The sequence below is a fragment of the Halomonas sp. GFAJ-1 genome, from assembly GCA_002966495.1.
Taxonomy (GTDB): Bacteria; Pseudomonadota; Gammaproteobacteria; order Pseudomonadales; family Halomonadaceae; genus Vreelandella.
In genome coordinates this window covers 1,104,503-1,118,025 of record CP016490.1, presented here as the reverse complement: position 1 = coordinate 1,118,025, position 13,523 = coordinate 1,104,503, and the positions used below count along the sequence as shown (strand labels likewise).

The 13,523-nt window shown below is 56.4% G+C and carries 11 protein-coding genes; 7 read left to right on the top strand and 4 right to left on the bottom strand.

Annotated elements, in window-relative coordinates; genetic code table 11:
• Window positions 1-68: 68 nt before the first annotated feature.
• The 7 genes from BB497_05145 to BB497_05115 all read left to right on the top strand — a co-directional run bounded on the left by BB497_05145 (window position 69) and on the right by BB497_05115 (window position 9,413).
• Window positions 69-1,316: an RND transporter gene (locus BB497_05145; protein ID AVI62135.1), complete on the top strand. Its 1,248-nt coding sequence runs from the start codon at window positions 69-71 to the stop codon at window positions 1,314-1,316.
• On the top strand, window positions 1,313-4,444 hold the full coding sequence (locus BB497_05140) for an acriflavin resistance protein (GenBank protein AVI62134.1): 3,132 nt from the start codon (window positions 1,313-1,315) through the stop codon (window positions 4,442-4,444). The genes BB497_05145 and BB497_05140 overlap by 4 nt, the downstream gene beginning before the upstream one ends.
• A gap of 156 nt (window positions 4,445-4,600) precedes the next feature.
• The gene (locus BB497_05135; protein AVI62133.1) at window positions 4,601-5,983 is read left to right on the top strand and encodes a twin-arginine translocation pathway signal protein; all 1,383 of its coding nucleotides are present in this window, start codon (window positions 4,601-4,603) and stop codon (window positions 5,981-5,983) included.
• A gap of 13 nt (window positions 5,984-5,996) precedes the next feature.
• A complete protein-coding gene (locus BB497_05130; protein AVI62132.1) occupies window positions 5,997-6,335 on the top strand; it encodes a hypothetical protein in 339 nt (112 codons plus the stop codon).
• 198 nt (window positions 6,336-6,533) lie between these two features.
• Window positions 6,534-7,958 (top strand): cytochrome D ubiquinol oxidase subunit I, encoded by a 1,425-nt coding sequence (locus tag BB497_05125; GenBank protein ID AVI62131.1) that lies wholly within the window; start codon window positions 6,534-6,536, stop codon window positions 7,956-7,958.
• Entirely contained in the window at window positions 7,955-8,953 is a 999-nt protein-coding gene (locus BB497_05120) for a cytochrome d ubiquinol oxidase subunit II (GenBank protein ID AVI62130.1), read from the top strand. The genes BB497_05125 and BB497_05120 overlap by 4 nt, the downstream gene beginning before the upstream one ends.
• A 112-nt stretch (window positions 8,954-9,065) precedes the next feature.
• On the top strand, window positions 9,066-9,413 hold the full coding sequence (locus BB497_05115; GenBank protein AVI62129.1) for a carboxymuconolactone decarboxylase: 348 nt from the start codon (window positions 9,066-9,068) through the stop codon (window positions 9,411-9,413).
• A gap of 89 nt (window positions 9,414-9,502) precedes the next feature.
• Here the strand turns inward: BB497_05115 and BB497_05110 are convergent, their stop codons facing one another.
• The 4 genes from BB497_05110 to BB497_05095 form a co-directional block, all read right to left on the bottom strand.
• Entirely contained in the window at window positions 9,503-10,969 is a 1,467-nt protein-coding gene (locus BB497_05110) for a dihydrolipoyl dehydrogenase (protein ID AVI62128.1), read from the bottom strand.
• Window positions 10,970-11,093: 124 nt separating this feature from the next.
• Complete coding sequence (locus BB497_05105) at window positions 11,094-12,002, bottom strand: MBL fold metallo-hydrolase (GenBank protein AVI62127.1); 909 nt, start codon at window positions 12,000-12,002, stop codon at window positions 11,094-11,096.
• Between the two features lie 77 nt (window positions 12,003-12,079).
• The gene (locus BB497_05100) at window positions 12,080-12,727 is read right to left on the bottom strand and encodes a peroxiredoxin (GenBank protein AVI62126.1); all 648 of its coding nucleotides are present in this window, start codon (window positions 12,725-12,727) and stop codon (window positions 12,080-12,082) included.
• Between the two features lie 236 nt (window positions 12,728-12,963).
• Complete coding sequence (locus BB497_05095; protein AVI62125.1) at window positions 12,964-13,143, bottom strand: hypothetical protein; 180 nt, start codon at window positions 13,141-13,143, stop codon at window positions 12,964-12,966.
• Window positions 13,144-13,523: the final 380 nt, after the last annotated feature.

Sequence of the window (13,523 nt, the reverse complement as noted above, 5' to 3'; positions counted from 1 at the left end):
TTAACCAATATTATTGGGATGCAAGCGCGTTAAGATAAGCAGATCTTATTCTATATATAGATATCCTTATGCTAAAGCGCTTGCTTCCCTTGGTAATACTGGTTCTTGGCATCGCCAGCTTCATGGCGCTGCGTTACACACGCCCGGAGCCCGCCCCGGTTGACGCCCAGGAGCGCCGCTGGCCAGTTGAAGCCATCAGCGTTTCGCCTGGTGAGCATACCCCCCTGCTGGCGCTGTTTGGTGAAGTGGTCGCGCCGAATATGGTGACCTTCGTAGCTCCCCTTCAAGCACAGGTTGTCGAGCGCCCCGTCAGCGACGGCCAGGCAGTAGAGCAGGGCGAGCTGCTGCTGGCGTTGGATGAAGACGAGCTGTTATCGCCTCTGCACCAAGCCGAGGCGGAGCTCGCCGACCTGCAGGCGCAGCTGGAAAATGAGCGTATCCGCCATGAGAATAACCGCCAGGTATTGGAACAAGAGCGCGAGATTCTCGCCAATGCCAACCGCCAGCTGGAGCGTAACCGGTCGCTGGAAGGGCGCAACTTGGCCTCTCAAACAGATGTTGATGCAGCACGCGACGCAGTAGCGCGGGCGCAGCTCACCGTCTCTGCCCGCGAAAGTGCTATTGCCGAATACCCCTCTCGCTTAGCCAGCCTGGAAGCGCGCTTGGCCAGGGCGCAGGTGCAGCAGGCTGACGCCCAACGCAACCTCGCCCGTGGCCGAATTCACGCGCCCTTTGCAGGCCGCGTGTCCCGCGTGCAGGTCGCTGTTGGCGATGACGTGGCCGCACGCGCACCGCTGCTATCACTTTATCCGCGCAATGGCTTAGAGCTGCGCGCCCGTGTTCCACAGCGCTATCACGCAGAGCTTGACGCCTATTTACAGAGCGACCACTCCCTTGAAGCGACCTCGGTGGATGGCCGCCAGCGCTTTGTATTAGAACGTCTTGCGGGGGAAAGTGACCCAGCGGGCACCGAGGCGATTTTCTCACTACACAACCCAGCAGAGGGGCTACGGCCGGGGGCGATGGTCGCCGTGCAGTTAAACCGCCCAAGCGTCAGCGATGCCTTTGCCGTGCCCTACGCCGCCTTGCATGGCGCCGACCTGCTCTACCGCATTAATGATGACAGCCGCCTAGAGCGCCAGCGCGTTGAACGGCTGGGGGAAGTTGCCAAGCAGCAAGGGGAGCGCTGGCTGTTAGTGCGCGCTGACACGGTGACAGACGGCGACCAGATTATGTCGACCCACCTGCCCAATGCCGCCCAGGGGCTGCATGTGGAGATCACCCAAACGCCGCCTGACGGTGGGGACACCCCATGACCCAGCGCGGCGATTTTATCGGCTTCTTTGTTCGCCACAAGGTCGCCGCTAACCTTGTGATGCTGGTAATGCTACTGGGCGGCGCGCTGGGGATTGCGCGCATGAATATCCAGTTTTTCCCCACCTTTGCCCTCGATGTGGTCAATGTGCGCGTGGTGTGGAGCGGTGCCTCCGCCGAAGACATCGAGCAGGGCATTACCAACCCGCTGGAACAGCGGCTGCGCAGCATTGATAACCTCAAGCGCATGACCTCAACCTCCGCGCAGGGGATTGCCAATATCACGCTGGAGCTAGAGGAAAACAGCGACCCCGTGCTGGCACTGGACGACATTCGCCAGCAGGTAGATAGCTTTACCAACCTACCTGGCAATGCAGAAACCCCCGAAATTTCTCGCCTAGCACGCTATGAACCCGTCGCACGACTGCTGATACACGGCGATTTAGCCCCCCACGAGCTGCGCCAGTTAGCCCGCCGCTTTGAAGACTCGCTGCTGATGGCGGGCATTGACCGTATCGAGCTTAACGGCCTGCCTGCCCAACAAATCAGCATCGAAGTACCTGCCGAACGCCTGCAAGCGCTGGGGCTTTCGCTGAGCGACATTGCCACGCGGGTGCAGGGCATGTCGCAAGATGTACCAGCAGGTTTATTAGGCCAGCAGGATAGCACCCGCGAGCTGCGCTCTCTGGAACAGCACCGCGATGCCCTCGCGTTTGAGGATATGCCGGTGCTGAGCAACAGCCGCCAGCAGCTGCGCCTGGGCGACATCGCGCATATTCACCAGGAAGCCAGAGAGGGAGAGGTTGAGCTAACCTACCGCGGCTACCCCGCCGTTGAGCTGATTTTACAGCGCGCAGAGAGCGGGGACTCCCTAAAAGCGGCGCAGCACTTAGAGCGCTGGCTGGCTGAAACGCGCCCCACGCTCCCGCCCAACGTCAACGTAGATGTTTACGATGAGTCTTGGCAACTCATCGACGAACGTATTTCGCTATTGCTGGGCAATGGCCTGACCGGGCTACTGCTGGTGGTGATATTGCTCTACTTCTTTCTGCCTGCACGCGTGGCGCTATGGGTAGCGATTGGCATTCCAACCGCATTTCTCGCATCACTGGGCGTGTTCTGGGGAATTGGCGGCTCTATCAACATGATGTCGCTGTTTGCGCTTATTATGGCGCTGGGGGTGATTGTCGATGATGCGATTGTGGTAGGCGAAGACGCCGACGCCCACCACCGCATGGGCGAAGACCCCAAGCTTGCCTCCGCCGGTGCCGCACGCCGCATGTTGTGGCCGGTGGTCGCCTCGTCGCTCACCACGGTCGCAGCCTTTATGCCGCTGTTAATCGTTGGCGGCGTCATTGGCAATATTCTGGGCGATATTCCAATTATCATGATCTGCGTGCTGATTGCCTCGCTGCTGGAGTGCTTTGTTGTGCTACCCGCGCACCTGCGCAATGCCTTTTTGCCCGCCAATACACCCAAGCGCCCTGCCCGTGGTATCGAGCGGCTACGCCAGGGGTTTGAACACCGTTTTGACCAGTTCCGTGAAGGCCGCTTCCGGCGCTTTTCCCAGCGCTCGCTGCGCAACCGTGGCGTAACGCTGACCGCAGCCCTCGCCATCACCCTGGTCACTGCGGGGCTTTTAGCCGGGGGGCGCATTGGCTTCAATTTCTTTCCATCACCGGAGTCCAGCATCGTCTATGCCAACGCCAGCTTTGTGGCGGGCACCCATCGTGGGAAGGCGGCGGATTTTGTCGATCATCTGCAGGCCACCCTGCAAGAGACCGATGACGCCCTGGGCGGCGGCCTAGTGCGCACGGCGGTTGCGCATTACGGCAGCACCCAGGCGGGCGGTGCGCCAGCACGCACTGGCGATGGCGTGGGTTCGATCATGGTAGAGCTGACCTCGCCGGATAGCCGCGACGTACGTAACACCGATTTCATCCGCGCCTGGCGCGAACGGATACATACCCCCGCCGGTTTGGATAGCCTGACGATTACCGAGCGCGCCGCTGGCCCGCCAGGCAAAGATGTCAACATCCGGCTCACCGGTGAAGACGCCGAAGGCCTACGCCAGGCCGCCGACATTCTCGGCGAGGCGATGGCCGGGTTACCCGGCGTACTCAGCACGGAAAACGATATGCCTTGGGGGCGTGAGCAGCTGATCTATCGCGTCAGTGCCCACGGCCAGGCACTGGGCTTAACCACCGACGACCTGGGCCGCCAGCTGCGCACCGCCTTTGACGGACAGATAGTGCAGATACACCAAACTGGAGCGGATGAAATCGAAGTGCGGGTACAGCTGCCCAGGCACCAGCGCGAACGCTTAGCCACCCTGTCGAGTTTTGCGGTGACGTTAAGCGATGGCCGTCAGGTGCCGCTCTCGCAGGTGATGGAAGTATCCCACCGCCAAGGGTTTGAAACGTTACGCCATGCCGAGGGGCAGCTGGCCGTGGAGGTGACCGCCGATATCGATAGCCAGGCCACCTCAGCAGAGCAGGTGCTGGAAAGCCTTTCTACCGAGCTGCTGCCGCGTTTAGAGCGTGAATACTTCTTAACCACCAGCTTTGAAGGGCGCGCCGCCGACCAGCGCGAAACCATGGCGGATATGCGCACTGGGCTACTCATCGGCCTGGGGCTGATGTATGGCGTGCTCACCTGGGTGTTTGCGTCTTGGACACTGCCGCTTATCGTCATGGCGATTATCCCCTTTTCGCTGGTCGGTGCTCTGCTGGGGCACTGGGCATTGGGGATCAACCTGACGATTTTGTCGCTATTTGGGCTCTTCGGGCTGTCGGGCATTGTGGTCAATAACGCCATTATTTTGGTCAGCTTCTACCGCCAGCAGCGAGAAAAAGGCCTGGATATTGATGACGCGCTTAATGAAGCCGTTGTACAGCGAGTGCGAGCGGTACTGCTGACATCGCTCACCACCATTGGCGGGCTGCTGCCACTGCTGTTTGAAACATCGCTGCAGGCGCAATTCCTGATTCCTATGGCAACCTCCATTGCGTTTGGCTTGGGAGGCTCGACGCTACTGGTGCTGTTTATTATTCCGGCGCTGCTTTCCTGGAGTGAACATGCCCGCCAACGCTGGAAGCCCCATAACGATGCAAACCCACGCCCGGCTTAACGGTGCATACCCCGTCGAAGCCTTCATTAATTTTCTGATGTGAGACTTTTTGTCACTTTGGACAAATTGATGATGGCTTTTTCGCACGCAGCAGACATAATGGAATAACGATATTACAAAAAAATATATCTTAGCGTTCGCTTAAGGAGTGCCCCCATGCAAAAGACGCCACTATTGACGCGCAGAGACTTGCTAAAAGTTGGCTCTAGCCTGGGGGTAGGTAGCCTGCTGCCACTCAGTGCACTGTCTGCCAACACGCTGCCAACCCAGGCACGCATCGTCATTCTTGGGGGCGGTGCAGCGGGCATGGCCATGGCGAACCGCCTAACGAGGCGGCTCCAAGGGGGCAGCATTACCCTCGTTGAGCCACGCGAAACGCATCACTACCAGCCTGGTTGGACACTGGTCGCCTCTGGCGTATGGAACGCCGACAAAACCATGCGCCCAAATGCGCAGTTTATGCCACGCGGCGTGAACTGGGTGCGTGAATACGCGGCGAACATTGATGCCGATAGCAAGCGCATTACGTTGGCCAGCGGCACCACCCTTGGATACGACTTCTTGGTTGTGGCAACCGGCATTCAACTCAATTATCACTTAATTGAGGGGATGACGCCTGAACTGGTAGGGCAGCATGGCATTGGCAGTGTTTATGCCAGTATTGAAGGGGCCTCACGGACGAACCACGCCATTCAAACATGGCTTAATAGCGGCCAGGGCAAAGGGATTTTTACCGCTGCCCCCACCCCCGTAAAGTGCGCCGGTGCGCCGCTGAAGATGACCTTCACGACGCTAAGCCGACTGGAAGCCTCTGGGCAACGTGATGCCTTCACACTGGACTATATGGCCCCAGGCGCGGGACTTTTTTCGCAACCCTGGGTCGATGAGTTCGTTAAACAACGTTTTGATGATCAAGGCGTTAAACGGCGCCATCACTACCGCCTTTCCGCCATCGACCCTCACGCCAAGCAGGCTGAATTTGCTTTTGTTGGACCCGAGAGCGAGTTCACCTCCCACCATGAGCTGCGCGAAGCAGAATTTAGGCGCGATAACCAGCCCACCGTGATTGCCGACTACGACTTTATCCACGTTGTGCCCCCCATGAGCGCCCACGACTTTGTGAAGCAGAGTGATTTGATCGCGCAAGATGGCCCCTTCAGGGGCGAGTGGCTAGACGTAGATATTCACACCCTGCAGCACAACCGCTACCCCGAGGTATTTGGCATTGGCGATGTGATTGGCGCGCCCATCAATAAAACCGCTGCCAGCGTAAAAGCCCAAGCACCGGTGGTAGAAGAGAACCTGCTGGCCGTGATGCAGGGAAAAACACCCCCTGCCCGGCATACGGGCTACACCTCTTGCCCCATGATTACGGGTATTGGAAAGGCCATGCTAGTGGAGTTTGGTTATGCCGATAACTTCGCCTTTATGCCGTCGTTCCCGTTTATTGACCCAACAGACGAGTCTTGGGCAGCGTGGGTGATGAAAGACCGCATGCTGCAGCCCGCCTACTACGCGGTGCTGGAAGGCCAGGCATAAGGAGAACAGACACATGACCATTAGCGGAATGCTCACCATATTGATGTACGCCTTGGCCCCTTTTATGTGGCTGTTGATTATCGGGGGCATCGCTGTCACGGGCCTGCACCTACTTGCCTACTTACGCGGCTATCAAATCACTCGCTACCGTCACCGCCCGACAACCCTATTAGCGCTCATCCTGGGGCTAACGGCTATATTATGGGTGCCCTGGTTAACGCACTCTACGCTGAGCTATGTCGCCACACTGTTTGACTGGATAGCCCTAAGCGGCGCAGTGATCGCCACGTTTGTGCTGGCGTTTCTTATCCTGCACCCGCTTAGCTATTTGATCCGCCTACGCGGGGAGTAAAGTAGCTTGCGCCACGCGATGCGACAATACGCCATCGCGGATCACGACCTTTTCGTTTGTCGCTTCCAGCGCGCCCTTGTATTATCTAATAGGTAATAAGCATATTACCACAAGCAATATAAGGGCTCTCTGTTCTCGCTTCACTCCGTGAACATAACGCCTGTTCTTTATCATGCTTCATGCGCTTGGAGGTTTACGATGGAGCTCGATCCGCTGGTGTTATCCCGCCTGCAGTTTGCGTTTGTAGTCTCTTTTCACGCTATTTTTCCCGTTTTTACCATTGGCCTAGCCTCTTACATCGCTGTCCTGCATGGCCTGTTTTATAAAACCGCTAACCTGGCCTGGGACCGTCTTGCACAGTTCTGGACCAAAGTGTTCGCCGTGGTGTTTGGTATGGGCGTGGTATCAGGTATCGTGATGTCGTTCCAGTTCGGTACTAACTGGAGCAACTTCTCCTACGCGACATCCAACTTCCTTGGTCCTATCTTAAGTTACGAAGTGGTCACGGCGTTCTTCCTTGAAGCGGCGTTTTTAGGCGTACTCCTATTTGGCCGTAATAAGGTGCCCCAAGGCGTTCATCTGTTTGCTGCCATCATGGTGGCTATCGGGACGTTTATCTCCTCGTTCTGGATTCTGTCTGCCAACAGCTGGATGCAAACCCCGGCGGGCTATGAGCTGATTGATGGACGTTTCCATATTACCTCTTGGCTTGAAGCGATTTTTAACCCCTCTTTCTGGTATCGCTTCGCCCACATGGGCATGGCGTCGTTCCTCACCGGTGGCTTTGTGGTGGCAGGCGTTAGCGCCTGGTACCTGTTGCGCAACCGTGATGTAGACGCCAACAAGAAAGCGCTCTCCATGTGCCTTTGGTTACTGCTCTTTTTAACCCCCGCCCAGGCCTTGATCGGCGACTTCCACGGGCTCAACACCCTAGAGCACCAGCCCACTAAAGTGGCCGCCATGGAAGGTAACTGGGAAACCCGCGCTAACGTACCGCTGCTGCTTTTTGCGCTGCCTGACCAGGAAAATCAGACCAACCGCTTTGAGCTGGGTATTCCCAACATGGCGAGCATCATCCTCAAACATAGCGCTGATGGCGTGATTCCAGGGCTTTCCGAAGTAGCCCCTGAAGAGCAGCCTCCGGTGGCTCTGGTGTTTTGGTCTTTCCGCGTGATGGTCGGCATTGGCTTTTTAATGATCGGCGTCGCCCTGCTGGGGCTAATACTGCGGAGCAAAGGGCGTATTTTTGAGAGCCCACTATTCCTTAAAACGCTGGTAGCGATGATTATCACACCCTTTGTGGCCGTGCTTGCTGGGTGGATCGTGACGGAAGCAGGCCGCGCGCCGTGGCTGGTATACGGGGTAATGACCCACGCCCAAGGCTTAACACCGTCGCTCACCGGCGCGATGGCGCTGTTTACGCTGATTGGGTATATCGCCGTGTATAGCGTGGTGTTTGTCGTCGGCGTGTACTACCTCACCCGCGTGGTGCGCAATGGCATGCTGGATGACCCGATAGAGGTTCACGGTGAGGTTGAGCGTCCTAAGCGTCCGTTTTCTGCCGCGCACACCCCGCTGGATGATGATTTAGGCGAGAACACCGCAGGAGCAAACGCATCATGAGTATCGACTTAGCCTTAATCTGGGCGGTAATCATCGGTTTTGGCGTGATTATGTACGTCATTATGGACGGCTTCGATTTGGGCCTGGGGATTTTATACCCCTTTGCCCCCGACGAAGATTCACGCGATGTGATGATGAACTCCGTTGCCCCCGTATGGGACGGCAATGAAACCTGGCTGGTGCTCGGCGGTGCTGGGCTGTTAGGCGCCTTTCCGCTGGTCTATTCAGTCTTTCTGCCCGCCCTATATATCGGCGTGTTCTTAATGCTGGCCGGTCTTATTTTCCGCGGCATTTCCTTTGAGTTTCGCTTTAAGTCACACAAAAACCGCCGCTGGTGGAACCGCGCGTTCTTCTTAGGCTCTGCCGTTGCTGCCTTTGCCCAGGGCGCGGTGGTGGGTGCCTATATCCAAGGGTTTGCCGTTGAGGATTTCCGCTACGTGGGCGGCGCGCTCGACTGGCTAACGCCGTTCACCGTGTTAACCGGGCTAGGGTTAATGGCAGGCTACGCGCTGCTGGGTGCTACCTGGCTGATTATGAAATCAGAAGGCCATGTACAGCAGTGGGCGTACGCCATTACCCCTAAACTGCTGCTGGCTGTTTTAGCGGTGTTTGCCATTGTCAGTATCTGGACACCGCTGGTAAGCCCTGAGGTGTATAGCCGCTGGATGGATACGTTCCAGCTGATTTGGATCTTCCCAGTGCTGGCCCTACTCTGCTCAGGCATGGTGTACCGTGCGGTAAAACGCCAAGACGAAGGCCTGCCGTTTGTGATGTCGCTGGGCATCTTCCTGTTTACCTACTTGGGGCTGATCGCCAGCAAATGGCCAGTCATTGTGCCTCCCAACTACACCATTTGGGATGCCTCCTCGGCACCGGAATCACAGCTGTTCCTGCTGATTGGCTTCCTATTTGTCATTCCTATTGTGCTGGCCTACACCGCGTGGACCTACTGGGTGTTTCGCGGCAAGGTCAAAGTGGGCGAAGGCTATCACTGACCTGCACAGCACAGGCCATCAATGGCAATACAGCTTGCGTGCGGGCTTTGGCTCGCACGTAGAATGCGTGCTTAGCACGGAACACTGACGACAACGCCGCTAGGAGGCAGCAATGCATAAAGATTGGCAAAAAACGACTCAAGACCTTTCGGCACTGATGCAGGATATTGGCAAAAATATTCCTGATGTTGCCAAGGGATTCACCCAAATGGCGAAAGGGGCGAATAAAGAAGGAGCACTTTCACACAAGCACAAAGAGCTGATGGCGCTAGCCATTGGTATTAGCGTGCGCTGCGATGGTTGTATTGCGTTCCACTCTAAAGCCGCTGCAGAGCTTGGCGCAACGCGGGAAGAAGTAATGGAGATGCTGGGCGTTTGCATGTACATGGGCGGCGGGCCAGCGTTTACCTATGCAGCTCAAGCGCTTGAGGCGTTTGATAGTTTCGCCAGTCAAGACTAAGCACGTCTTATTGTGTACACCTGCCCTTTTCAGCAGCCAGGGCAGGTGTTGCTCGGCGCATAATCACCCGCTAACGGTTATATAAACTCTCAGTCGCCTGGGCCACACTCCATACAGCGCTCAGCGATGCCTGCCCCCTGCTTAAGGCTTGCCTGTAAGTCACGCAACCCCGACCTTACCCCCTCTTCCACCACGGGATGATAAAAGGGCATGGTCAGCATTTGGCTAACGGTTAGCGTTTGCTCTAAGGCCCAGGCCAGCAAATGGGCAATATGCTCTGCCCGTGGCCCTAACATTTCAGCCCCTAAAAAGCGCCCGCTGCCGTGCTCTGCGTAAAGCGCTAAATAGCCGTGGTTTTCACCCATCACCCGCGCCCTGCCTTGGTCGTCAAACGACACGCCGCCCTCTGCAATACAGTCACACCCGCCGTAGCGCGCCTCTAGGGCCGCGCGGCTTTCGCCCACGATAGCCATCTGCGGCTCGGTAAACACCACCGCGAGCGCCACATTACGTTGCCCCATTTGCACATCGTCTAAGCAAGCGGCATTGCGTCCAGCAATTTTGCCTTCGGTAATCGCTTCATGGAGTAGCGGAACAGACTGGTTGGCATCGCCCGCGATGAAGATATGGCTAGGTGTATTGTCCTGGGCTAAACACTGGGTGGTGAAACGATTAAAACGAGGGACGCCACGCGCATCTAGCGCCACGCCTGCTTTCTCGATACCCAGCTGATCTACATTAGGCTTACGCCCCGTTGCCGCTAGCACATAGTCAAATAGTTCCGTGGTTTTTTGCCTGCTTTCCCGCTCGTAGAAGGTAATGGCGACGCCATCGCCCTGCTGCTCTACCTGCTCAATAGTGGCATCAGGGTCTAGATAGAGCTCACGGTTAAACGTCTCGTCAGCCAGCTGCCGCAGCTTGTCAGACTGAAAAGGGCCAACCGCACCGCCAACACCAAAGGTACGTGTGCGCACGCCTAACCGGCTGAGCGCTTGCCCTAGCTCCATACCAATCACCCCCGGCCCCACTACCGCAACGGAGCCTGGCAGCGTCTCCCAATCAAACACATCATCATTGATGATTAAGCGGTTTCCCGCCCCTTCCAGCAGGCGCGGCCACGTTGGCCGCGAGCCAGTGGCGATGATAATGGCGTTGGCCGTCAGCTGGGTATGGTCACCAATGGCGAGCGTATGGGGGTCGATAAACCGCGCGTGCCCCTGCAGGCGGTGGGACTCGGGAATCGACTTCATGGAGGACAGCACGTTATCCACGAAGCGGTCGCGCTCTCTTTTAACCCGGGCCATCACCGCCTGTCCGTCAACCGCCACCTCGTTAACAGCGACTCCAAACATGGCGGCGTTGCGCGCGCTATGAGCCGTATTCGCGGCGGCAATAAGTAACTTAGAGGGCATACAGCCCACGCGAGCGCAGGTGGTGCCATACGGCCCTTCTTCAATTAACACCACGTCGTCCGTGTGCTTGCGTGCTGCGTGCCATGCACTAAGCCCAGCGCTGCCTGCGCCAATAATCGCAACCTTCGTTTGCAGCTGTTGCATGTTGCTACTTCTCCTTGTGTTGACCAACGCTATCTTCAGTGGGCATGAAAAAGGATGGTGACCGGCACGCGACCCATCACGGCACTGTGGGGCTGGCGAGTACGGCAAAGAGTTTGTTGAACCGCTAATCCCAAGCAGCGCCTTCTAAGGCATCCAAGGGAATTTTCAAATAACGCTTACCGTTCGCCTCTGGCTCAGGCAAACGCCCGCCACGGGCATTGACCTGCAGTGCGTGCAGAATCAACTTCGGCATGGGTAATTCGCTGTCGCGCTTGCGGCGCAAGGCAACGTAGTCCGCTTCGCTCACACTTGCTAAATGGGGGTTGCAATCGCGCTGTTCCGCCACCGTGCTTTCCCACTGCGGCTCGCGGCCATCAGGCATGTAGTCGTGCCCGGTAAACACGCGTGTTGTTTCTGGAAGCGCCAAAATTTGCTGAATAGAGTTCCACAGCACGGTAGCATCGCCACCGGGGAAGTCAGCCCGTGCAGTGCCGAAATCAGGTTGAAAGAGCGTGTCGTGGACAAACGCCGCATCGCCAATCACATAGGTGATAGAGGCAAGCGTATGGCCTGGGGAGTACATAACGCGGGCATTCAGCTCGCCAATGGTGAACGTATCACCTTCGGCAAACAGCCTATCCCACTGGCGTCCATCGGTGGGCATATCCGGCCAGTGGTAAATCTCTTTCCATAGTGCCTGCACCTTAGTGACATGCTCGCCAATCGCGGTGGGCGCGCCGGTTTTTTCTTTCAAATACTGCGCAGCAGAGAAGTGATCAGCATGGGGGTGGGTATCGAGAATCCACGCCACCGACAAGCCTTCTTTGGCAATGTACGCAAGCAGCTCATCGGCATGATGAGTCGCTGTAGCGCCTGATTTCTCATCAAAATCCAAGACAGGATCAATAATCGCGCACTGCTTCGTTGCAGGGTCGCTCACCACGTACTGGACACTAAAGGTGCGCGGATCAAAAAAACCGGCTACATCGGGCGTACCCGCCCCCGTATGTTCAGAATGTGCAAAGGTTTTCATATAGGACTCTCCTGGTAGTGAGCTGAAAAGCCATGATGACTGACCGCAGCCAGCCATCCCGTCGCTGTTCGCAGGCGTTAAATCACCTTTTTGCAGAAGTACCAGTCGGTGTACTCATACCCCTCTGATTGCCGTGCCTCAGCGTCTTGCGAGGTATGGGGAGGCGGTACGATCACCGGCTGACCCGGCAGCCAAGCTTCCGGTGTTGCGACACCATGCTCATCACTGGTTTGCAGCGATTTGACTAAGCGCAGCACCTCCTCAACCGAACGACCGTTAGTCATTGGGTAGTACAACATGGCGCGCAACACGCCTTCAGGGTCAATCACGAAGGTGGCGCGAACGGCGGCCGTATCACTCGCACCCGGCTGAATCATGCCGTAAGCGTTGGCCACCTTCATGCTTAAATCAGCAATGATGGGGAACGTAATCTCAACACCAAAGTTCTCCTTGATGCTGCGGGTCCATGCGATATGTGAATGGATACTGTCTATGGACAAGCCCAGGAGTTCTGTATTAACCGCTTTAAACTGATCAGCATAATTGGCAAATGCCGAAAATTCCGTGGTGCATACCGGGGTAAAGTCGGAGGGGTGGGCAAAAAGCACCAACCACTTGCCACGATAGTCGCTCAGCGACTTTTCGCCGTGGGTGGTTTTCGCCGTGAAATCGGGAGCGGGGCGGTTAATCTGGGGCATAACGGGCTGCATAGTATCGTTGGACATGATGATTTCCTGAGAGTTGAATTGATAGCAGGAATAACGATAGCTCATTTTGTTATATAAAACGAATAGCCACGCACTATTGTGACCATAGTGATTCAACACCTCACCAAGCGAATCACGACTTGCGATCTCAATCTCACTCGTACCTTTTGGATTGGCTATCTTTGCTATGCCTCACCGGCGTTAACCTTTACTGATCTGCTTACATAGGAAAAGCGGTTAAGTGGCTATATGGTTCAGCCAGCACCCATTTGAAGGTGTACGAGTGCCACGACTCCGTGGAGATGCGTAAGCAAATCGATTGCTTGGCCTTGCTGGTTCAGGAAGTCGAGCGTAATAATCAGACTCTTCAGAGGTATTTGGACAACTGGGTTGAAAATCACCGTTCCTGTCGAGATGATATGAGGCCTTAACACTTGACCAGCCGCCATGGTTCAGATGCGAACATTGGGGGGGTGTTGTCGGATAGGAAGTAGCTTCCCCGCAGCCTCGATATTGGGTAGGAATGCTGATGCGCTTTGCGATACTGTTCTACTCGCTCTCGTCTTTTTTCTTGGTGCTATTGGCAGTAACTTTTTTGGCTTTCATGGCATCTTCTCGGGCCTCCTATCCCTGGTCTTCTCTGCTAAGGATAGCTAAGCACCCGATAGTGTGTTCAGTATTGTTTGTGTGGGTAATATCGGGAGGGCTAGTTGTTTGGATGATGCTATAAAACTCTATTGGCGTGCTCTGCTGCATTTGAGCGCACAACGCCCGGGGGTCGCGCGTATAAGGCCCCTCCCCGGCTGCAAGCTCT

Bases quoted from the DNA above. Each gene is read 5' to 3' on its own strand.
- BB497_05145 (AVI62135.1), top strand. From the start codon at position 69: ATGCTAAAGCGCTTGCTTCCCTTGGTAATACTGGTTCTTGGCATCGCC.
- BB497_05130 (AVI62132.1), top strand. From the start codon at position 5,997: ATGACCATTAGCGGAATGCTCACCATATTGATGTACGCCTTGGCCCCT.
- BB497_05135 (AVI62133.1), top strand. From the start codon at position 4,601: ATGCAAAAGACGCCACTATTGACGCGCAGAGACTTGCTAAAAGTTGGC.
- BB497_05120 (AVI62130.1), top strand. From the start codon at position 7,955: ATGAGTATCGACTTAGCCTTAATCTGGGCGGTAATCATCGGTTTTGGC.
- BB497_05100 (AVI62126.1), bottom strand. From the start codon at position 12,727: ATGTCCAACGATACTATGCAGCCCGTTATGCCCCAGATTAACCGCCCC.
- BB497_05140 (AVI62134.1), top strand. From the start codon at position 1,313: ATGACCCAGCGCGGCGATTTTATCGGCTTCTTTGTTCGCCACAAGGTC.
- BB497_05105 (AVI62127.1), bottom strand. From the start codon at position 12,002: ATGAAAACCTTTGCACATTCTGAACATACGGGGGCGGGTACGCCCGAT.
- BB497_05110 (AVI62128.1), bottom strand. From the start codon at position 10,969: ATGCAACAGCTGCAAACGAAGGTTGCGATTATTGGCGCAGGCAGCGCT.
- BB497_05115 (AVI62129.1), top strand. From the start codon at position 9,066: ATGCATAAAGATTGGCAAAAAACGACTCAAGACCTTTCGGCACTGATG.
- BB497_05125 (AVI62131.1), top strand. From the start codon at position 6,534: ATGGAGCTCGATCCGCTGGTGTTATCCCGCCTGCAGTTTGCGTTTGTA.